The 19,820-nt window shown below is 65.9% G+C and carries 22 protein-coding genes; 5 read left to right on the top strand and 17 right to left on the bottom strand.

Going from position 1 to position 19,820, the window contains the following annotated elements; all coding sequences use genetic code 11:
- A complete protein-coding gene (locus CAL28_RS03665; RefSeq protein WP_094840030.1) occupies window positions 1-1,002 on the bottom strand; it encodes a Bug family tripartite tricarboxylate transporter substrate binding protein in 1,002 nt (333 codons plus the stop codon).
- A gap of 132 nt (window positions 1,003-1,134) precedes the next feature.
- Here CAL28_RS03665 and CAL28_RS03670 point away from each other — a divergent pair, with 132 nt between their 5' ends.
- Window positions 1,135-2,082 carry a LysR substrate-binding domain-containing protein gene (locus tag CAL28_RS03670; RefSeq protein WP_094840031.1) on the top strand — a complete coding sequence of 316 codons (948 nt, stop codon included), beginning with the start codon at window positions 1,135-1,137 and terminating at the stop codon, window positions 2,080-2,082.
- A 66-nt stretch (window positions 2,083-2,148) separates the two neighbouring features.
- On the opposite strand, the gene pcaDC is transcribed toward CAL28_RS03670, so the two are convergent.
- The 8 genes from pcaDC to CAL28_RS03710 all read right to left on the bottom strand — a co-directional run bounded on the left by pcaDC (window position 2,149) and on the right by CAL28_RS03710 (window position 10,485).
- Window positions 2,149-3,318, bottom strand: coding sequence for a bifunctional 3-oxoadipate enol-lactonase/4-carboxymuconolactone decarboxylase PcaDC (gene pcaDC / locus CAL28_RS03675; RefSeq protein WP_141218134.1), 1,170 nt, complete (start codon window positions 3,316-3,318; stop codon window positions 2,149-2,151).
- Window positions 3,319-3,569: 251 nt separating this feature from the next.
- Complete coding sequence (locus CAL28_RS03680; protein WP_094840033.1) at window positions 3,570-4,454, bottom strand: ABC transporter permease; 885 nt, start codon at window positions 4,452-4,454, stop codon at window positions 3,570-3,572.
- Between the two features lie 4 nt (window positions 4,455-4,458).
- Window positions 4,459-5,391 (bottom strand): ABC transporter permease, encoded by a 933-nt coding sequence (locus CAL28_RS03685; RefSeq protein ID WP_094840034.1) that lies wholly within the window; start codon window positions 5,389-5,391, stop codon window positions 4,459-4,461.
- Entirely contained in the window at window positions 5,388-6,119 is a 732-nt protein-coding gene (locus CAL28_RS03690; RefSeq protein ID WP_094840035.1) for a glycerophosphodiester phosphodiesterase, read from the bottom strand. The genes CAL28_RS03685 and CAL28_RS03690 overlap by 4 nt, the downstream gene beginning before the upstream one ends.
- A 30-nt stretch (window positions 6,120-6,149) precedes the next feature.
- Window positions 6,150-7,151 (bottom strand): ABC transporter ATP-binding protein, encoded by a 1,002-nt coding sequence (locus CAL28_RS03695; protein WP_094840036.1) that lies wholly within the window; start codon window positions 7,149-7,151, stop codon window positions 6,150-6,152.
- A complete protein-coding gene (locus tag CAL28_RS03700) occupies window positions 7,148-7,975 on the bottom strand; it encodes an ATP-binding cassette domain-containing protein (RefSeq protein WP_094840037.1) in 828 nt (275 codons plus the stop codon). Before CAL28_RS03700 ends, CAL28_RS03695 begins: the two co-directional genes overlap by 4 nt.
- Window positions 7,976-9,601, bottom strand: coding sequence for an ABC transporter substrate-binding protein (locus CAL28_RS03705; protein WP_176463862.1), 1,626 nt, complete (start codon window positions 9,599-9,601; stop codon window positions 7,976-7,978).
- 44 nt (window positions 9,602-9,645) lie between these two features.
- A complete protein-coding gene (locus CAL28_RS03710; RefSeq protein ID WP_094840039.1) occupies window positions 9,646-10,485 on the bottom strand; it encodes a MurR/RpiR family transcriptional regulator in 840 nt (279 codons plus the stop codon).
- Between the two features lie 222 nt (window positions 10,486-10,707).
- On the opposite strand from CAL28_RS03710, the gene CAL28_RS03715 reads away from it, so the two are divergent.
- Entirely contained in the window at window positions 10,708-11,013 is a 306-nt protein-coding gene (locus CAL28_RS03715) for a hypothetical protein (protein ID WP_094840040.1), read from the top strand.
- A gap of 197 nt (window positions 11,014-11,210) precedes the next feature.
- Window positions 11,211-11,900 (top strand): hypothetical protein, encoded by a 690-nt coding sequence (locus CAL28_RS03720; protein ID WP_141218135.1) that lies wholly within the window; start codon window positions 11,211-11,213, stop codon window positions 11,898-11,900.
- A 24-nt stretch (window positions 11,901-11,924) separates the two neighbouring features.
- Here CAL28_RS03720 and CAL28_RS03725 read toward each other — a convergent pair whose 3' ends face one another.
- The 3 genes from CAL28_RS03725 to CAL28_RS03735 all read right to left on the bottom strand — a co-directional run bounded on the left by CAL28_RS03725 (window position 11,925) and on the right by CAL28_RS03735 (window position 13,560).
- A complete protein-coding gene (locus tag CAL28_RS03725; protein WP_094840042.1) occupies window positions 11,925-12,113 on the bottom strand; it encodes a hypothetical protein in 189 nt (62 codons plus the stop codon).
- 113 nt (window positions 12,114-12,226) lie between these two features.
- On the bottom strand, window positions 12,227-12,487 hold the full coding sequence (locus CAL28_RS03730; RefSeq protein ID WP_141218136.1) for a hypothetical protein: 261 nt from the start codon (window positions 12,485-12,487) through the stop codon (window positions 12,227-12,229).
- Between the two features lie 134 nt (window positions 12,488-12,621).
- Window positions 12,622-13,560: a LysR substrate-binding domain-containing protein gene (locus tag CAL28_RS03735; protein WP_094840044.1), complete on the bottom strand. Its 939-nt coding sequence runs from the start codon at window positions 13,558-13,560 to the stop codon at window positions 12,622-12,624.
- Between the two features lie 130 nt (window positions 13,561-13,690).
- On the opposite strand from CAL28_RS03735, the gene argH reads away from it, so the two are divergent.
- Both argH and CAL28_RS03745 read left to right on the top strand, forming a co-directional pair.
- On the top strand, window positions 13,691-15,223 hold the full coding sequence (gene argH / locus CAL28_RS03740) for an argininosuccinate lyase (protein WP_094840045.1): 1,533 nt from the start codon (window positions 13,691-13,693) through the stop codon (window positions 15,221-15,223).
- A 31-nt stretch (window positions 15,224-15,254) separates the two neighbouring features.
- Window positions 15,255-16,217 (top strand): Bug family tripartite tricarboxylate transporter substrate binding protein, encoded by a 963-nt coding sequence (locus CAL28_RS03745; protein ID WP_094840046.1) that lies wholly within the window; start codon window positions 15,255-15,257, stop codon window positions 16,215-16,217.
- A gap of 40 nt (window positions 16,218-16,257) precedes the next feature.
- Here CAL28_RS03745 and CAL28_RS03750 read toward each other — a convergent pair whose 3' ends face one another.
- From CAL28_RS03750 to CAL28_RS03770, 5 genes are read right to left on the bottom strand one after another with little or no spacing between them, the layout of a single operon-like run.
- A complete protein-coding gene (locus CAL28_RS03750; protein ID WP_094840047.1) occupies window positions 16,258-16,989 on the bottom strand; it encodes a GntR family transcriptional regulator in 732 nt (243 codons plus the stop codon).
- Window positions 16,990-16,995: 6 nt separating this feature from the next.
- On the bottom strand, window positions 16,996-17,370 hold the full coding sequence (gene hpxZ / locus CAL28_RS03755; RefSeq protein WP_094840048.1) for an oxalurate catabolism protein HpxZ: 375 nt from the start codon (window positions 17,368-17,370) through the stop codon (window positions 16,996-16,998).
- Complete coding sequence (locus tag CAL28_RS03760; RefSeq protein WP_440588347.1) at window positions 17,370-18,794, bottom strand: AtzE family amidohydrolase; 1,425 nt, start codon at window positions 18,792-18,794, stop codon at window positions 17,370-17,372. Before CAL28_RS03760 ends, hpxZ begins: the two co-directional genes overlap by 1 nt.
- Entirely contained in the window at window positions 18,791-18,997 is a 207-nt protein-coding gene (locus CAL28_RS03765; RefSeq protein ID WP_094840049.1) for an AtzG-like protein, read from the bottom strand. Before CAL28_RS03765 ends, CAL28_RS03760 begins: the two co-directional genes overlap by 4 nt.
- Window positions 18,994-19,815 (bottom strand): ABC transporter ATP-binding protein, encoded by an 822-nt coding sequence (locus CAL28_RS03770; protein ID WP_094840050.1) that lies wholly within the window; start codon window positions 19,813-19,815, stop codon window positions 18,994-18,996. The genes CAL28_RS03765 and CAL28_RS03770 overlap by 4 nt, the downstream gene beginning before the upstream one ends.
- Window positions 19,816-19,820 lie beyond the last annotated feature (5 nt).

Raw genomic sequence — 19,820 nt, forward strand, 5'->3', positions numbered from 1 at the left:
TCAGCCTTGTTGCAGCATCGCCTTCAGGTGCAGGCGTTCGATCAATTGTGTTTCCTGGTCATAGACCTGGACGACGTAGCGCTGGTAGTCCGGCCCGTCCAGGTACATGACCGGCGCGTCCAGCCTGTCCGCGACCTGCTTGAACTCGCTGCTGGCGACCGCCTTGCGGAAGGCATCGCGCAACACCTGTTCGACGGCGGGGTCCAGGCCCTTGGGGGCGCCGACGCCATTGGGCGCGTCGACGACGAGGTCGTAGCCCAGGTCTTTCAGCGTGGGGCTGTTGCTGAAGCGCGGCGGACGCTGCGCGCCCCACGTCGCAAGCAGGCGCAGATGGCCGGATTCGACCTGCGGCGCCCAGGAGCTGGAGTCGGCCAGCATGTCGATCTGTCCGCCCAAAAGGTCCTGCAGGGCGGGCGCCCCGCCCTTGTAGGCAATGGCATTGAGGCGGATGCCGGCGGCCATGGCGAACTGTTCCATGCCGACGTGCGTCGCACCGCCCACGCCGGCATGGCCATAGGTCACGACACCGGGATGGCTTTTCGCGTACTGCACCATATCCGCCAGGGTCTTGAAGCGCGAGTCCGCCTTGACCACGATGCCGAAGGTCTGTCCCGACGTCCGGGCAATGTAGGTGAAATCGCTGCGCGGATCCGCCGCCAGCATGCCCAGCTGCGAGAAGCGCGTCACGGAAATCGGAATCTGCCCGATGGTGTAGCCGTCCGGCTTCGCGCTGGCGAGCGCCTTCGCGCCGATCATCCCGGATGCGCCCGCGCGGTTTTCCACCACGATGGTCTGGTCCAGCACCTTGCCGGTTACCTGGCACAGCACACGCATGGATTGGTCCGCCGTTCCGCCCACCGCCCACGGACAGATAAAGGTAATGGGCCGGTTGGGAAAGCCGGCCGCCCGGGCACCCCGGGGCAGCAGGGCCGTGCCCACGGCGGCGGCGCCGCCCAGCAGCAATGCCCGGCGCAGTGGTTGGATCGCAGGCTGTTTTTTCATGGTCTCCTCGCTTTCGGTTGCCGCCCGGGTCTGTCGCCCGGACTTGCCTCGCATTGTGGGCCAGCCACTACATAACACTCCATTCAAATATCGTCATTGCTACATACCATTTTGGTTAAGTAAACTCCGCGCATGGCCCAACTCGACCGTGTCTTGCGCAGCAATATCAAGCTGCGCCACCTGCAGCTGCTGGTGGCGCTGGATCAGTTCCGGCACCTGGGCCGGACGTCGGAGTTCCTGTCCGTCAGCCAACCCGCCGTGTCGCGCATGCTGACGGAGATCGAGGCGATGCTGGGGCAGGTGCTGTTCCTGCGATCCACGCGCGGCACCGAACCGACGCAGGCCGGCAAGGCGATGGTGCGTTTCGCGCGATCCGTGCTCGCGCAATACGAACGCACGCGCGACGAAATCGGCGCCCTGGAAAGCGGGGCGGTGGGGCGTGTGCGAGTCGGCGCGATGGGCGTGGCGCTGTCGCCGTTGCTGGCCGACGCGGTGGTGCTGTTGAAGCAGCAATCCACCCGCGCGACGGTGCTGATAGAGACAGGGGACCTGACCAACCTGCTTCCCAAGCTGCGCCTGGGCGAAGTCGACCTGTTCGTGGGGAGGCTGGAGCCAGGCTACGCTTCACCGGACCTGACGACCGAAGCGTTGTACGCCGAGCCCATGGTGGCCGTGGTGGCACCCGGTCATCCGCTGGCGCGGCGGCGCAAACCGGATTGGGCGCAGGTCGCGGCCACGCCCTGCGTGATGCCGCCGCCATGGGCGTCGCTGCGGGTCAAGCTGGAACAGCAGTTTCATCGCCACGGCGTGCAGCCGCCGGAGGACGTCGTCGAAACGTCTTCCTACCTGGGTGTGTCGGTTTTCGTACGGCGGCGCGGCGCGGTCGGCTTCATGGCGCAAAGCGCGGCGCGGGAGTTCGAGCAATCCGGGCTGCTTTCGGTACTGCGCCTGCGGGTGGATCTGGAGCTGCCCAGCGTCGGCATCATCGCGTTGCGCGAAGTCACGCCGACGCCGGTGGCCACGCAATTGATTCATTGCCTACGTCAGGCGGCGTCCCGGCGCCGGCCCGCGGCGCGATAGATCCATCCGCTATGCCGGATTATCCAGGCGGCACAAGATCCGCGTCAGCGCCGGCCCTGGGATACGTCACCCGATCTCCATGAACTTCTTCAGCGACTTTCCCGCGATGGCAAAGCCGGTATTGGCGGCCGGCACGCCGGCATAGACGCTGACCATGAACAGGGCCTCTTCGATGAGGCGGGCTTCCAAGCCGGCGCGCAAAGCCGCGTCGATATGAAGCTCGAACTCTTCCCAGCGGCCAAGCGCCGCGGTGATGGCCATGACGACGATACGGCGCGTCGCGTCGTCGACGCGGGTGGATGTCCAGACCTTGCCCCATGCGAGCTGGGTGATCATTTCCTGAAACCCGGTGTTGAACTCCGTGCGGGCGGCAAGCCGCGCGTCGACGTAGGCGCGGCCGAGGATCTCGCGCCGTCGCTCCAGCCCCAGCGCGTAACGCTCGCTTTCCGCGAGCTGGCCTTCCGGCGCCAGGAAGTCGAGCAGGGCGTCGCTCCATTGCAGCGGTAGCTCGACCATCGGGATGTGGGCGCCGGGCAGCGCGGTCACTGTGGCGCCCGCGATGGCGCCGGCAATTTCCATCCCCCGCTCGGGAGGCGTGGACTGGTCGTGCGCGCCGGTCAGGACGAGGGTGGGGACCTGGATCGAGGACAGCCCGTCGGCGATCCGCATGTCGCGGATGGCGGCGCAGCAGCCGGCGTAGCCATGCGGCTCCAGGGAGAGCAGGGTTTCCTTCACGCGTTCGACGCGCGGATCGTCCAGCGCCAGGAAGGGCGGCGTGAAGAAGCGGGCCAGCACGCCGTCGGCGATCGCCGCCATGCCGCCGCGCCGCACGTTATCGATGCGGGTGCTCCAGACGTCCGGGGGAAACTGTACGGCGGTGTTCGAGAGCACCAGCTTGCCCAGCTTATGGTCCGATCGCTGCGCGTATGCCATGCCGACCATGCCGCCCAGGGATACGCCGCAGTAATGGAATTTGTCCAGCCCGGCCGCGTCGACGACGGCGGCCAGGTCGCCGGCCAGCTCGTCCATTGTGTAGTCGCCATCCGGGGCGTCGGAGGCGCCGTGTCCCCGCATGTCGAAGCGAACCACGCGGAAATGCCGCATCAGCCGCGGCAGGACCGGATCCCATAGCGAGAAATCCGTGCCCAGCGAGTTGCCCAGCACGAGAACGGGCAGCGAGCGGGAGCCGTCGCTGCGCCAGTAGATGCGCGCGGCGCCATTGAATGCGAAAGGCATGGAGGTTCCTTTATTTTTGACGTCGAAGACGGGATCATCGGACAAGCCGGCCGCCGTGCCAAGTTCGCCGGGGACCGCGGGCGGCGGAAGCGGCGTGTGCCGCCCGGGATGGCGGGCCAATCGCCCCCCCGGGATGGCGCCGCGGGAGGGGTGGCCCAGGCGCCCGGAATCGTTCAACGGATTGTCATGTCACGTTCAGCTTTGGGTTGGCACCTTCATTCAGCTCGTTATTGCTTTTGCACCTTAGGTGGTTATCTGGCGTCGCGCAGCGCCGGATCCAGCCGGTCGCGTATCCAGTCGCCCAGGATGGAAATGGACATCGTCGTCAGGAAAATGATGGCGCCCGGGAAGATCGCGATCCACCATGCCGTTGTCAGGAAGGCGCGCCCGGATCCCAGCATTTGCCCCAGGCTGGTCAAAGGCGGGCGTATTCCCAGGCCGAGGAAGCTGAGCGAAGTTTCCAGCAGGATCACCTGCGGGAAATTGAGGGTGAATTGCACGATCAGCACGCTCAATATGTTGGGCAGGATGTGCCTGGCATAGATATGCCAGGGTGGGGCGCCCAGCGCCTTGACCGCCATGGCATACCCCTGGTTGTTGGCCGAGATCACCACGCCCCGCGTCAGGCGAGCGAAGACCTCCCAGCCATAGAAGCCCATGATGAAAACGAAGAGCATGAAACTGCCGCCGAAGACGGCGATCAGGGCCAGCGCGATCAGGATGAAGGGCAGCGAAGCCTGCACATCGGTCAGCATCATGATCGCTTCTTCGACCCAGCCGCGGAAATGCGCCGCCAGGAAACCCAGCGTGGTGCCCACCGCCGCGCCGATGGCGGTGCCCCCAAGGGCCACGAGCAGGCTGAAGCGGATCGCATAGAGCAGGCGGCTGAGTATGTCGCGGCCCAGTTCGTCCGTGCCCAGCCAGTGGGCGCTATTGCCGCCCAGGAAGACTGGCGGCGCCAGCCGCAACCGCAGGGCTTGTGTGCGATAGTCGTAGGGCGCCAGCACGTCGGCCAGGCACGACACGCCGAACAGCAGCGCGATGAACAGCAGGGACAGCAATACCAGCATGGGATAACGCCGGGCGGCGCCGCGGGCCGCCGGCTTTTCCTTGCGCCAGGACAATGCGGACAACATGGGGCTAGCCTTCCTTGCGCGCCGTGCGCATGCGCGGGTCGAGCAACGTGTAGATGAAGTCCACGGCGAGGTTGGTCAGGACCATCGTCACCGCGGTCAATATCAATATGGCCTGGACCACGGCGAAGTCTCGCGAGGTGACCGATCCGACCAGCAGGCGTCCGACGCCGGGCCATCCGAATACGGTTTCCACGATGATGGAGCCGGCCACCAGGTCGCCCAGCTTCAGGCCCGCGATGGTAACGATGGGAATGGCGGCATTGGGTAGCGCGTGCCAGATGACACGCCGCAAACGGGGTACCCCCTTTGCGCGCGCCGCCACCATGTATTGCCGGTTCAGTACTTCCAGCATCGCCGAACGCGTGAAGCGCGCGAAGACGCCGGCGAAATGCGTGCCCAGCGTTATTGCGGGCAGGACCAGATGCCATGCGGTGTCGGCGCCCGCGCTGGGCAACAGCCGCAGGCGCAACGAAAACAGCAGGATCAGCAGGATGCCCAGGAAGAAATTGGGCAGGCTGAAGCCCAGGACGGCAAAGCTCATGACGAAGCGATCGACGGGCCGGTTGCGGTTAAGCGCCGCGACGATGCCCAGCGCCAGGCCCAGCACCAGGCCGAATCCGTAAGCCGTCAGCCCAAGGCGCAGCGTGTAGGGAAGCGCTGCCGCGATGAGCCGCGTGGCGGGCCGCTGCTCCGATAGCGACAGGCCGAAATCGCCCTGCGCGAGGTTGGCCAGGTACGAGATGTATTGTTCCCAGAGCGGGCGGTCCAGGCCGAACCTGGCACGATACTGCTGCACGACCTCCGGCGACGCCTGGTCTCCCACCAGCGCTTCGATGGGGTCGCCCGACAGGTTCAGGGCGACGAAGGTAAAGGTAACGATGATCCATACGGTCAACAGGCCGCGCGACAGCTTGCGCATCAGCAGGCGTGTGTTCATGCCGCCTCCCGCCGCGGCGCCCGTGGGCCGGTCATCAGGGCGGGATCGTTCAGTAGGACGCCTCGCGGCTCCCGCGCCAGGACCCTGGCCAGGCGATCCGGCGTGGTGTCGCCCACTGCGCACGGCGTATCCTTGCCGCCCATCGTGATCCAGGCGGGCCGCTCGCGCAGTACCCGCGCGGCGGCCGGGTCGTCCATCTGGCCTTCCCATACGCGAAACACCTGAGCGCCCGCCCGCGCGAATTCATCGGCAAGCGTGTAGTCGGGCAGAAGTGCCAACAGGCGGACGCCGGGTAGCCGGGCATGGGCCAGAGCCAACTGCGCGGGATCGCGCGCGCCTATCCAGACCTTGCCGATGGCATCGCAACCCCGTATGTCACGAATGATCGCTTCCATCAGCGTCAGGTCGGGCGTTTTCACGTCGATCAGCACTGGCCGCAACGGGGCGATGTCCAGCAATGTTCGCGGCAGGAACGATAGGCGCTCTCCGCCGTCCAGGGCGACAGCCTGGAGTTCAGCCGACGTCATGTCGGCGACGGCGCGCGCATCGCCGGCGATGCGGTCGAGCGTGGCATCGTGGCAGGCCAGGACGACGCCGTCGCGCGAGAGCCGGGCGTCGCTTTCGACGATATCGGCGCCGATGGCGATGGCGCCCCGATACGCGGATTCCGTGTTCTCCGGATAGCGCGCCGAATAGCCGCGATGGGCAATGATCAAGGGCGTATGCATGCGGGGTCTCCTTCCTGTTCCTGGCGGGCCCTAGATGTCCAGTTGTCCGGCGAAATGGCAGCGCACCGCATGGCCGCCTTCGATGGTCCGCAGCGCGGGCATTTCCGTCGAGCAGCGATCCCGCGCATGCGGACAGCGGGTATGGAAGCGGCATCCGCCGGGCGGCCGCGCCGGGCTGGGCGGATCGCCTTTCAGGACGATGCGCCGCGTGCCTTCGCGTGAGCCGGTGGCCGACAGATCGGGAATGGCCGAAAGCAGCGCCCGGGTGTAGGGATGCAGAGGCTGTTCGTATAAATCGTCGGTCAGGCCTTCTTCGACGATCTGGCCCAGGTACATCACGGCGACGCGATGCGATAGTCGCCGCACGACGCGCAGGTCATGGGAAATGAACAGATAGGCGATGCCGTGGTCGTGCTGGAGTTTTTCCAATAGGGTGACGACGGTGGCTTGTACGGAAACGTCCAGCGCCGATACCGGTTCGTCGCAGACGATCAGGCTGGGCTTGAGCGCCAGCGCCCGCGCGATGACGACGCGCTGTGCCTGTCCGCCGCTGACCTGGTGGGGAAAGCGGTCGCGCAGGGATGCGGGCAAGGACACCGCGTGCATCAATGCGTCCACCGCGGCATCGCGTTCCGCGACGGGGCCGATGGCGTGCAGGTCCAGCGGTTCCCGTATCTGCCGGCCTATCGGCAGGCGCGGGTCCAGCGCGGACAGCGGGTTCTGGAAGATGATCTGCACATCGCGCCGCCGGCCGCGCCATTGCGCCTCGGTCAGGGCGGACAGATCCTGCCCACGAAAGCGAATGGCACCCCGGGTGGGGCGCTCCAGGCCAACGATCATGCGGCCCGTGGTGGACTTCCCGCAGCCGCTTTCGCCGACGAGTCCCAGGGTTTCGCCGGTGCGCACGTGAAAGGAGACGTCTTCGACGGCGTGAATGCGCGGGGCGTGCCGCCATAGCGTGCGTCCGCCGCCGAAATAGCGGCGCAGCTCGCGGACTTCCAACAGCGGGGCGGGTGAGGTGGACGCCGTCATGCCCACTCCTCGCGCCAGCGGTAGATCGGCGCGCGCGTATCCAGGCGCGGCATGGCGGCCAGCAGTTCGCGCGTATAGTCTTCCCGCGGTTGCCGGAACAGCAGCGCCGCCGGCGCGCTTTCCACGACGCATCCGTTGCGCATCACGACCACGTCATCCGCCATCTCGGCGACAACGCCCAGGTCGTGCGTGATGAAAAGCAGCGCCATTCCGAGTTCGGCCTGCAGGCGGTCGAGCAGATCCAGTATCTGGGCCTGGATGGTCACGTCCAATGCCGTGGTGGGTTCGTCGGCGATCAGCAGCCGGGGACCGCAAGCCAGCGCCATGGCGATCATCACGCGTTGCGCCATGCCGCCGGAGAACTGGTGCACATAGGATGCGAGCCGCTGCCCCGGCTCCGGAATGCCCACCATTTCCAGCAGCTCGGCCGCTCGGGCGGCACGCCGTGCCCGGGTAAGCGGCGTGTGCAGGGCCAGGGTTTCGTCCAGCAGGCTTCCCACAGTGTGCACGGGGTTGAGCGAGCCCAGCGGGTCCTGGAATACCATGCCGATGCCGGCTCCGCGCACGCGGCGCAGTTCGCGTTCGGGCAGGACGGCAAGGTCCTGGCCGTCGAAGAGGATGCGGCCGCCGGTCATGCGGCCATTACGCGGCAGCAGGCCCAGTATGGCCTGGCAGGTGATGCTTTTGCCGCTGCCGCTTTCGCCGACGATGCATAGCGTGCGGCCGGGGCCGACGTCGAAGCTGACTTCGTGCAGCACGCCAGCGAAACCCCCTGCCGTGTGAAAGCCGGCGCTCAGGTCCTGGACGGAAAGTAGGGGCGGCACTTACCGGGATCCGAAGGAAAGGTTGTCAGGCCGGAAGTCCATGTAGTACTGCGAGTATGGCTGCCACCGGACGTTTTTCTTCATGGCATAGCCCGTGACGGGGTTGTACAGCATGGTCATGGGCATGTCGTTCTCGAAGATGTCCAGCATCTGACGGTAAGTGGCGCGCCGCTGGGCCGGATCGGTGGCGGTGTACAGGGACTGCGCGAGCGTGTTGAACGCGGGATCCGGGGTGTAGAACTTCTGCGATTTCTGTATCTCGGAGTTCGGACCCCAGAGAATCAGCAGCGAGCCGGTGGGGTCCGGGATGCGATAGGTGTTGGACCACGCGTACATCTGCACGCCGGGCTTGCGGACGTCCTTGAAGCTATCGACGAAGTCGATGCGCACGTTGATGCCGACGGCGCGCCACATCTCCTGCATGATCTGCGCGGCTTCGACGTTGTAGAGGTAGTAGTTGGGAATCAGGCGGTACGAGATTTCCTCGCCTTTGTAGCGGCTTTGCTTCAGCAGCTTCTTCGCCTGTTCGGGGTCGTACCGGTAGCCGGCACGGTCCTTGTCGTACAGATTGCCGAAGCTGGGCAACTGGTAGCCGTTCGGCGCGAAGGTCCGGCCCTTCCACAAGGCGTCGATCAAGGCCTTGCGGTCGATCGCCAGGCTAAGGGCCTGACGCAGGTTCCTGTCGGAAAGCAGCGGGTCGCTGGTATTGAAGACCACCACGTGGCTGTTTTCCAGCGGTATGGTCTTCAGGGTCAGGTCCTTGTAGCCTGCCAGTGCATCCCATTGGTCCGGAGGGATTTCGGCGGCGATGTCGTAGTCGCCAGCCACCACGCCGGCGATGCGCGCGGCCACTTCCGGCACCGATTTGAAGGTGATTGTCCGGGCGGCGGGCCGGCCACCGTAGTAGCGGTCGAAGGCCTGCAGCGTGATGTGGTCGTTCTTCTGGTAACTGGCGAACTTGTAGGGACCGGTGCCGACAGGGTTGAAGCGCAGCGCCTTCGCTGCTTCGTCCATCCATGTCTTGGCGGGCACGCCATCCTTCCTGTATTTGTTCCAGGCTTCGTCGCATATGACGAAAGACATATAGCTGGACAGGCGTTGTTCGATCGCGGCATCGTGCTGCGCGGTGGTGAAGCGCACCGTCATGTCGTCCAGCTTTTCGACCTTGGTCAAATTGCCGAAGTAGGCCGGGCCTTCCGCATAATAGGCGTCCGGTCCCCATAGCCGCTCCGGCGAGAACGTCGCCAACACGTCGTCGGCGTTGAAGGGATTGCCGTCCTGGCAGACGACGCCGGGACGCAGCTTTACCTCGAAGGTGGTCGGCGTGGTCCAGGCCCAACTGGTCGCCAGCCCTGGCTCCAGCCTGGCGCCGCCGTCGGCGTCCGGGTGATTGAAGTCGCGCCGGATAAGGGTGTCGTAGATGGAGTAATAGACACGGACGTCGACGTTGCCGTTGCCCGCCGCCGGATCCAGCGTGCGGGCCAGTTCGTTGACCGCGACCGTCAGGACGGGCCTTGTGTCGGCGGTGGACTGGGCATGCACCGTGGTGCTGGGGGTCAGCGCGATGCCCAGCGCCGCCATGCACCACAGCACGCCCTTGGCGGCATACCGGTTTGGTTCGAACATGTTTGTCTCCCGCGCGCGTCGTGAACGATGAGTGGATAGGCGGATCAGCGCCGACGAGGCGGCGTGACGGATCTTTCGAAACTGAGCCGCAGGTTTTCCAGCTTCCCCAGTGCGTCGAGCGAACGGCCGTGATCGACGCGGGAAAGCTCCAGGATCAGCGTGTTGCATATCGCCATGGGTACCGTCAGGGAGTGGAACTCCCCCGGTTCGCCACGGCGCGCGGTAATCGTCAGCTGCGCCATGGGGGCGAGAGTCAGGTCGGTGAGCAGCACACTGCCCGCGCCGGTTTCGCGCGCGAGCTTCAACGCCTGCGCCACCCCGGGGCTGTCGTGACGGAAGATCAAGCCGAATACCAGATCCTTGTCCGTCAGGCTGATCAGTTCATCCGCTGCTTGCCAATCGGCATGCGACAGGCCCACGGCGTGGTAGCCGGAACGCTTCAGGCGCCGGGCAAAGAGTTCGGCCAGGCTGCCGGCATGGCTTTCACCGACGACAATGATGTGCCGCGCGCGCCGCAGCCAATCGGTGGCGGTCGCGATGTCTTTCTGGCCGACCTGCTCAGCCAGTCGGCTGAGTGCGCCGATTTCGCCGGCGACGAGCGATTCCAGCAGCGTGCCGCCCGTGGCGTTATCGATGCGGTTGCGCACTCGGGCCGATGCGTCCAGATCGAACACCATCGCTTCGCGCATGGCACGGTAGGAGTCGAATCCCAGCTTGCGCGCCAAGCGGCCCGCCGTCGACGGATGGACGCCCGCACGCTCGGCGATCTTGTGCGCGGGCATGAAGCTGCCCACGGTCGTGTCGGATAGCAGGACATCGACCAGCTTGCGGTCGGAACCTGTCAATGTGTCTTGTTTTTCCGCGACGAGTTCTTCGAACCGCATCCTGGATATCCGGGTAAGTGCTCGATCGAGCGTTGGCGAGGGATGTTATGCAAAATATATTGCAGTAGTTTTACAGATGCAATATTAGTTGCAGAGCAGCAATTTACTTGCGGTCCCGTGCGCTAGCCAGGCGCGCTATCCTGGCAACAGCCGGGGCGCGTACGCAACTTGCGTATCCGCCTCGTCCTAGGGACTGACGGCCTCGTGCCAAAGGAGCTGAACATGGTAGATAACGCGAAAGCGGCCGAGAAACGCCTGGACGTGGCGATCGCCAGGGGCCGGGAGCGGCTTCTGGCCGCCGAGCCGGAACTCGCCCGCAATGCCGACGCGCGCGCCACGGCCAAGGCCGGCGCGGCGGAGGAAAAGCGGATCGCCCTGTACGAAGCGGAGATCGAGCAGGAGATCGCCGACTATGCGAAGTCGCAAGGCGTGGACGAGGTCGACATGCTGGTTCGGCTGGGCGTGGACTCCGACGAGGAGGCGCGCGAGCTGATCTCGTTGCGCAGACACCGCGAGGGCGGTGCCTGATCGCCGGGCGGGAGGGAAAACGGCTTCGCGTGGGACATTGGCTTGCGGGCCGGTCCTTCGCGGCGGAACTTCCACGCGTCCCGCGATGTCGCGCTCAGAAATGTCGGGTTCCTGACGGGACTTCCCCCTGCCATGATCCTTATTGCGGCGCGCAGTGCGCACCGATCGCGATGAGGAAGCAGATGCGGCAAATAAAAATGATGCGCAGGTATGCGGGGCAGGTGCATGCGTTCAAACATGCGTTGATGAACGGCCGGCTTGGCATGGGCAGCAACTTCGTAGAGGACCGGGGCGCGTGCGCGCCAGCGTCGAGGTCTTCGGGGAGCAGTTACTACCACTTCGAGGACACGGCGATGGGCGCCAGGCCGCTGGTCCTGATCGGTACCTTGCCGGAGATCGACGACTTCTTCCGCAGGGAATCGCGGTATGGAATCGTGAATTCGATTCCGGATCTTCCGGCGATCCATGTCAAGGCTGCGCGTTATCGTCCCGGCGAGCGATTCAAGGAACTCGCCGCCGGCCATGGCATGGCCAAGGCGCTTATCGATACGTTCAAGACGGGCGTGGGCATCATGGCTGACGGCGTGGTCGACCGCGCGGTCGCCGGGGTGATGCCCCGGCACAATCTGGGCCAGGTGGCTGGCGGCGACGTGACGCTGGCCAGCATCGTCAAGGGCGTGGCGGACCTGACCATGGCCACCGACAACACGGTGCAGGCGTGGAAGGGGACGTACACCGCGGCCGCGGCCGCGCAAGAGGGGCCGGAGTTCTATATCGAGTTCACGTACATGAAGAGCAGCGGCGCCAGGTGCGTGGGAATCCGGCGCCTGGACTTCAGCGAGCGCAACCTGTTCTGGTCGCTGGCGGAAGCGCTCTGCGCCGCCTAGGGAAATGCGCCGGGTCGCAGGGCGTCACAGCTCGCTCTTGTCGTCGGCGCTATCCTCTTCGCTTTCATCTTCCGTATCGCGCGAGCCCAGCCTGCCGTCACTGGGGTTGTATTCGTCGCGCGGCGGCACATCGCGCGGTACGTCGTGGCGGTCGCCCTTGATGCGGTCGACCGTATGCGGAGCCATGGGATTGCTGCCTTGCTGTGGGGCCATGATGCGTCTCCTTGAGTAGGCCTGGGCGTCGGCCGCCGGCGCCAGCGCCGCGGACCGGCCCATGCATGCAATGCATTCGAGGATTCCTGGGATGGCGGGGGCGCGGTAAGGCCCTACACCGTTTCGCCGTCGGGGGACCGGCGCAGCGTGCCGCGCTTGTTGTGGCGGCCGGTGTCCGGCGGTGTGGGATTCTGCGAGCGGTCGGGCGCGCCGTCGCGCGCATCCTGCTCAGCCGCGGCAGTCCCGCGATCGAAGAGGGGGGTGTCCTGCGGCGCGGCTTGCGGCGGATGGTCCATGTCCGGTCGCGGGTCGGCCGTATCGGCCTTGTGGGACGGGCGAGGGGCCTGTCGGTTCGGGTCTGGTTGAGGAAGCATCGCGAACTCCTGTCGATCCGGGTGACCGGTCTGTCACCCGCATGATCGAGGCCGCAATCGCTGTGCCAGGAACATCGCGGTAGCGGACTGGCGGCAGCGCGCGCCCACCGCGGCCGCCGGCGCGGATGGCGTGCTCATGCTTTCCTGCCGATGGTCTTCCGGACGCGGCGGCCGGGTTTGACGGTGTCCTGCGTATCCAGGGCGGCGAATACCCGCTGCACGCAATCCGCCATCCGCCTGGCCAGGGCGTTGACCGGGAAGTGCCCGGAAGTGACCGCGTAGCTGTAGAAGTCGACCTGCTCGGAAAACGGGATTTCACGCACATCGGCCAGGCGCAGCGCCCGCGAGACGATCGGGTTGACGATGGACACGCCCAGGCCCTTGCTTACCATGGTGCAGATGGTGGTGGCGTAAGGGGTCTCGATGGAGAGAATCCTTGAGTCGTGCGGGAAGTGCCGGTCGATCGCCGCCCTGTTGAAGCTTCCGGCCGGCAACGAAATGAAGGGTTCGTCGTCGAAGTCGGCGGGTTTCAATACCTTCCTGGTGGCCAGCCTGTGCGATGTGGCGACGACCCCGACACCGCAGGCGGTATTGATGCGTTCGTAACGCAGACTGGGGACATCGGTGTGGATGGAGCTGAAACCGATATCGCAGAACCCGGTCGCCACCCACTTCGCCACCACATCGGAGCCGCCGGTATTGACCACGACGGGGATGTCCGAGACTTGCTCGCGGAACATGCGGATGGCGTCCGGCATCACGCATTGCGTGATGGAACCCACGGCGCCGATCCTGAGCAGGCCCGTGCCCCTGCGACGGATCGAACTGGCGCTGTCGTTCAAGGATTCCAGGCCGATGAAGGCCCGCTCCACGTCGGCATAGAAGGCATCCGCTTCGGGCGTCGGGATCAGCCTGGTGCCGACCCGCTGGAAGAGCACGAAGCCCAAGGCCTTTTCCAGCAGCGCTATCCAGCGGCTGACATTCGGCTGCGAGGTATGCAGCAGGCCGGCCGCCGTGGTCATCGAGCGCGTCATCATCACCGCGCGAAAAGCCTCTACTTGTTTGAAATTCATGGGGCGGAATCCTAAGGCGTGATCGCCGCGAAGCATATCATTTATGTATTCATAGCTATAAGAAACTGATTTGACGTATGGATGGCGGCGGACGGAGACTGCGGTTTTCTTGCTTGCACCCGAGCCCGCGATGGAATCCAAAGTTAGCAGCCGCCTGAAGCAACCCCTGGCGCAGGAAGTGATCGACTACGTCTTCCTGCCACGACTGAACCGGGAGTTCTTCGCCAATTTCGAGATGTTGAATCACATCAATTTCGCGCATCTGCTGATGCTTCACGAGCAGGGCATCCTCGATGCGGATACATCGGTCCGGCTTGCCGGGGCGCTGCTCAAGATACAGGCGGACGGGCCCGATGCGGTGGCCCTGGATGCCGCGCGCGAAGAGGCTTACTTCAACTACGAGGCGCATCTGATCGGCATGGTGGGCGCGGACACGGGCGGGCGCCTGCACACCGCCCGCAGCCGCAACGACATGGGCGCCACCATCGATCGCATCCGGGCGCGGGATTTTGCCGTGCGTATCGGCCAGGCCCTGATCGATGTCGCGCAGGCCGCATTGGCGCAGGCCGGGAAGTTCGCGCATTGCGTGATGCCGGGTTATACGCACATGCAGGCGGCCCAGCCGATCACCTATGGGTATTACCTGTCCGCGCTGGTCGAGGCGTGGTCGCGGGATATCGACAGGCTGCTCCACGTGCTGGAAACCGCGGACGGCTCGCCCCTGGGCGCCTGCGCGCTGGCGGGGACGTCGTTCCCCATCGATCGCGACGCCACCAGCGCGATGCTGGGCTTTACCCGGCCGCTGGCCAATGCGCTGGACGGTGTCGCGTCGCGGGACTTCGCGCTGGAGCTGAGCGCGGCCCTGTCCATCATGATGATTACCTGCAGCCGGATGGTGCAGGATTTCTACATCTGGTCGACGCCCGAATTCGGCTATCTGGTGTTTCCCGACAGCGTCGCCAGCACCTCCAGCATCATGCCGCAGAAGAAAAACCCCGCCGTGCTGGAATATCTGCGCGGGAAAACGGGGCACGTGATCGGCATGACGACGGCCGCCTTCGCGACGGTGAAGTCCACCCATTTCACGCATTCGGGGGACAGCAGCCGGGAAAGCACCCGGACCTGCTGGGAGGCCTGCGAGGAATCCCTGAAAGCACTGGCGCTGATGAAGCTGCTGGTGGAGAAAGTCGAGCCGGACCAGGCCCGCATGGCGGTTCGCGCCGCGGACGATTTTTCGACCGTCACGGACCTGGCCGACCTGCTGGTGCGCAAGGCGGGCGCCTCGTTCCGGGACGCGCATCACATTATAGGCGCGGTCGTCCGCGATGCGCTGGATCGAGGGATACCCGCCAGGGACATCACCCCGGCGATGATCCAGGCGGCCGCCGCCGCGCAGACGGGCCGGCAGATCGTCTTGCGGGACGCGGATATCGGCGACTGCCTGGATCCCGTGCGCAATGTCGCCGCGCGTCGATCGCAAGGCGGCCCCGCGCCTGAGCTGGTGCTGGGGCGCATCGACGAGCAGAAAAGCGTGCTGGACGCGAAGCGGCAAGTCATCGACGCGACGGTCCGGCGCATCGGCGACGCGCGGGCATTGCTGCAGCGGCGCATGCGCGCGCTTGTTTCTTCCGAAGCCACAGCGCCGGACTTGCAGGGCGCCTGACTCAAACTATCGATGCAAGGGGAATCCAATCATGCTGAAAGTCGTCGCCGTACTCGCCGCCGCGCTGGGGATCTGCCTGGGCGCACAGGCCCAGACCTATCCGGGCAAGCCCATTACGCTGGTCGTGCCGTTCGCGCCCGGGGGCACCGTGAACCTGATGGGACGCCTGCTCGCCACGCGCATGACGGAGGTACTGGGCCAGCCTGTCATCGTCGAAAACAAGCCCGGGGCCGGGGGCAGCATCGGGGCAAGCTTCGTGGCGAAGGCCGCGCCTGACGGCTATACGCTGTTGCTGGCCACCATGGGACAGCAATCGATCCAGCCCTTGCTCTCGAAGACGCTGCCCTACGATCCCGCGAAGGATTTCGCGCCGGTCGCCTTGTTCTCTACCGTGCCGAATGTGCTGGCCGTTTCGACCGGCACGCCTGCCCGGAATATCGCGGAGCTGGTGGCGTATGCCAAGGAAAACCCGGACAAACTCAACATGGCATCGGCCGGCATCGGCTCGGTGAACCATCTGACCGGAGAACTGTTCATGTTCCGGTCGGGGGCCCGGTTCTCGCATGTGCCCTACCGGGGCGCGGGGCCGGCGACGGCGGACCTGTTGTCCGGACAGGTGCAAGTTCTGTTCGCCAATCTGCCCAACGTCCTGCCCTATATCAAGGCCGGGCAGGTCCGCGTGCTGGGCATCGCCAGCGACAAGCGCAGCCCGGCGATCCCCGATGTCCCGACCTTCGCAGAGGCGGGCGTGAAGCGCGCCGAGGTCGAATCCTGGTATGGCGTCATGGCGCCCGCGGGCACCAGCCCCCAGGTGATCCGCAAGCTGCAGGACACCATCATCGGGATCGCGGGGGAAAAGGCCATGATCGCGCACCTGGCCGATCAGGGTGCCTTGCCCTTTCCCGGCACGAGCGCGGACCTGGCCAGGCTCTCGAACGAAGAAACCGCGCGCTGGACCGAGATCATCCGCGGCGCCGACATTCAGGTGAATTGACCGCCGTACCGATGCGAGGCGCCTGCCGTCGTGACAGGACCTAGTGGTCCGCCGCGTGTGCCTGCCGCGCCAGGTAGATCTCGTGCAGCGTTATCTTGCGCACCTCTGCCTGGCTGGCGGCGATATGCGCGGCCAGCAGGCGGCATGCCTCGTCCGCGCGCTGCGCCAGCACGGCGCGCAGGATGCGGCCGTGTTCCTCGTAGGTCGCGTCGACGCGCGGCCGCTTGGTGAAATCGAGGCGGCGAATGATGCGTATGCGTTCGGTGACCTCGCGATGCACGCGAGTGATTTCCGCATTGCCCGCGGCCGTGACCAGGGTGCAGTGAAAGGCCTCGTCCCAGATGCCGACCTGGGCCATGTCGTCGCTGCGCGCCTCGGCGGGAACCAGCCAGATATCCGCCAGCCCGTCCAGCAAATGCCGGTCGATCTGGGGGGCACCCGTGCACAGCCGGCGTACCGCCTCGGATTCCAGCACCTGGCGCAGGTCGTATAGCTGCTCGAACTGATCGAAGTCGAAAGGCAGCACCCGCCATCCGCTGCGGAAGAGCACCTCTACATAGCCCTCCTGTTGCAGGCGGAAGAGCGCCTGGCGTACCGGCGTACGCGAGACGCCCAGGCGGTCGCTGACTTCGCCTTCGGTGAAGCGATCGCCGGGGACCAGGCGGAACTCGGCGATGTCGCGCTTGAGCAATCGATAGACGTCGTCCGCGCGCGACGTGCGGGCCGGCGGTGCTTGGGCGGAGAGATCGGAAACCGCGGTGGCCTTGGGCATTACCGTTCAGGCCATCAGGCTGACATGGGCCGCGACCACGCGCCATCCCGCGGGCGTGCGCATCCACGTCTGGCTCTGGCGGCCGACGCGGGCCGATCCGTCGCGGCGGAATTCGATATTGGCGGTGGCGAAATCGCGGCCGTAGGTGGTGATGGCCGTACGCAGGATCTCGCGTTCCAGCCCCTGCGCCGGGCGCGCCGCGCGGAAGTCGCGGATCTGCGCATAGCCGTAGAGGTTTTCCGTCGCGCCATAGCGCAGGGTATGCGGGCTGTCCCAGAACAATTCGTCCAGCACGGCGACATCGTTGGCGGTCAGCGCTTTTTCATAGCGCGCGAACTGGACCTGGACTTCGGCAAGCACGTCCGGCAGATTGATTTCCATCACGGCAATAGATCCTGGGAATTGGGGCAACGGGCGCGAGCGATACCTGCCCGTTCCAGCGCCACGGCCGCGCGCAGCGCGATGTCCTCGCGCCACGGCGCAGCGATGAGTTGTACACCGATCGGCATTCCTTGCGCCACTTCCGGCCACACCGGGGCGACCGCCACCGGGCATCCGGCGAAGGAAATCGGCTGCGTGAGCAGGCCCATGGCGGGCCGGCACGGATGAGCCGTACCGTTGATGTCCAGCCACTCGGTGCCGATGACCGGGGCCGGGACGGGTGTGGCCGGCGCCAGCAGCAGGTCCCAATCCTGGAACAAGGCATGCACGCGTTCCTGGTACCGCCGGCGAAAGCGGTGCGCGCGGGCCAGCCAGTCCGCCGGTTGCAGTGCGCCGGCGATGAAGCGGTCCACCGACAGCGGCTCGAAGTCGGCGGCGCGGCGTCGCAGGGTGGGCAGATGCAAGCTGCCGCCTTCGGAAGAGGTGACGATGAACGCGGCCGCGCGGCCCAGCGTGGCGTCTGGCCATTCGACCGTCCGGCTGGCGCCCAGGGCGTCGGCGACGGCGCTCACGGCGGCCCGCGCGGGTTCGGTGGCGTTGGCGTCGAAATAGCCGCCCAGGATGCCGATGCGCAGGCCTTGCGTGCCTGGCGCAAGGCGGGGAAGCACGGGCTGCACGGCGCGCGCGTGGCAGCCGGGATCCTCCGCATCCGGATATTGAAGCGCATCGTAGACGCGCGCCAGCAGCGCGGCGGAATCGGCGAAAGGACCGAGATGATCGATGCTGTGCACGAAGGGGAAGGCGCCGCGCCTGGACAAGCGACCGAAGGTCGGCTTCAGGCCCCAGACGCCGCACAGGGACGCCGGCACGCGTATCGAGCCATTGGTGTCCGAGCCCAGCGAAACGGGCACCTGGCCGGCCGCCACGGCCGCGCCGGATCCGCCGGAGGATCCGCCGGCGATGCGTGTCGGGTCGTGCGGGTTGCGCGTGGGGCCGTAGTGGCTGTTCTCGGTCGTGAAGCCGTAGGCGTACTCGTCCATATTCAATGCGCCCACCAATACCGCGCCGGCCGCGCGCATCCGCTGCACGAGCACCGCGTCCGCCGCCGCGGGTGCGCGGTCGCGGTTTATCTTCGATCCCGCCAGCGTGACTTCGCCCTGGATATCGAACAGATTCTTCACGGCATACGGCAAGCCGGCCAGGGGAGGCAGCGGGCGGCCCGCCGCGCGCATGGCGTCTATCGCATCGGCTTCGGCGCGTGCCCGGGCCACCGTGCGCGCCGTGAACGCATTGATGGCGCCATCGGTCGCCTCGATGCGCGACAGGCAGGCCTGCAGCCAGTCGCGCGCGCTGTCTTCGCCGCGCGCGATGGCGTCCAGGCGCGCGCTACTGTCGGAGAATGGGGAAGAGGGGATGGCCATCATGGCAGCGTGTCCGGAAAGGGCGCCGGGCAGTAGAGGGCAGCGGGTTCGTCCTCGGGCTCCAGCGGGATATCGTCGAGCGCGCGGGCGATGTCGGCGGTCCGCGCCAGGTGGACGGCCACGCGCCGCGCCTGCGGCTCGTCCAGGGCCAGGTCCAGCAGCGCCGCGCTGGCCCGTACGTAGGCGAGGGCGATCTCTTCTTTCATCGGCGCACCTCGCGCTGAAAAATCTCCAGGCTTTGCTTCTTGGCCGCGACGAAGCTGGCTTGCGACAGTGTTTCCACCGTCCGGGGGCGTGCGTCGGTGTAGTCCAGGATTTCCGCCACGCGGGTCGGGCGCTTGGTCAGGAGCAGGATCTGGTCGGCCAGGTAGACCGCTTCTTCCAGATCGTGCGACACCAGCAGCATGGTGGTACCGGTTTGCATGAAGACCTCCTGCAGTTTTTCGCGGATGAACAGCGTCATCTCGAAGTCCAGTGCGGAAAAGGGTTCGTCCAGGAACAGCACCTCGGGACGTGGCGCCAGCGCCCGCATGATGGATGCGGTCTGCTGCTGGCCGCCGGACAACTCGTACGGGTACCGCTTCAGGTCGAACTTGACGTCGAAGGAGTCGACCAGTTCTTCCATGCGCCGATCGACCTCTGCCTTGCCCTTGCCTTCGAGCAGCAGGGGATAGGCGATATTGTCGATCGTGCGCATCCAGGGGAACAAGGCTTCGCGGTAGTTCTGGAAGACATAGCCGATGCGCGTATCGCGCAGCGATTTGCCATCGAACAGGATCTCGCCCCGGTCCACGGGAATCAGGCCGGCGATCATGTTGATCAAGGTGCTCTTGCCGCAGCCGTTGGGTCCGAAGACCGATACGATTTTCCCCTTGGGGATGTCGAGGTCGAAATTTTCGTACAGCGGCCAGCCGGCGAAATACTTGGTCAGGCCGCGGATCGTGATGTGGGTGCCGGCCGGGCCCGGGTGGAAGCGCGGCGGCGGCACATCGGCATGGGCGGGGATGTTCAGGACGGTGCTCATGGGTT

It is taken from the genome of Bordetella genomosp. 11 (genome assembly GCF_002261215.1).
Classification (GTDB): domain Bacteria; phylum Pseudomonadota; class Gammaproteobacteria; order Burkholderiales; family Burkholderiaceae_B; genus Bordetella_C.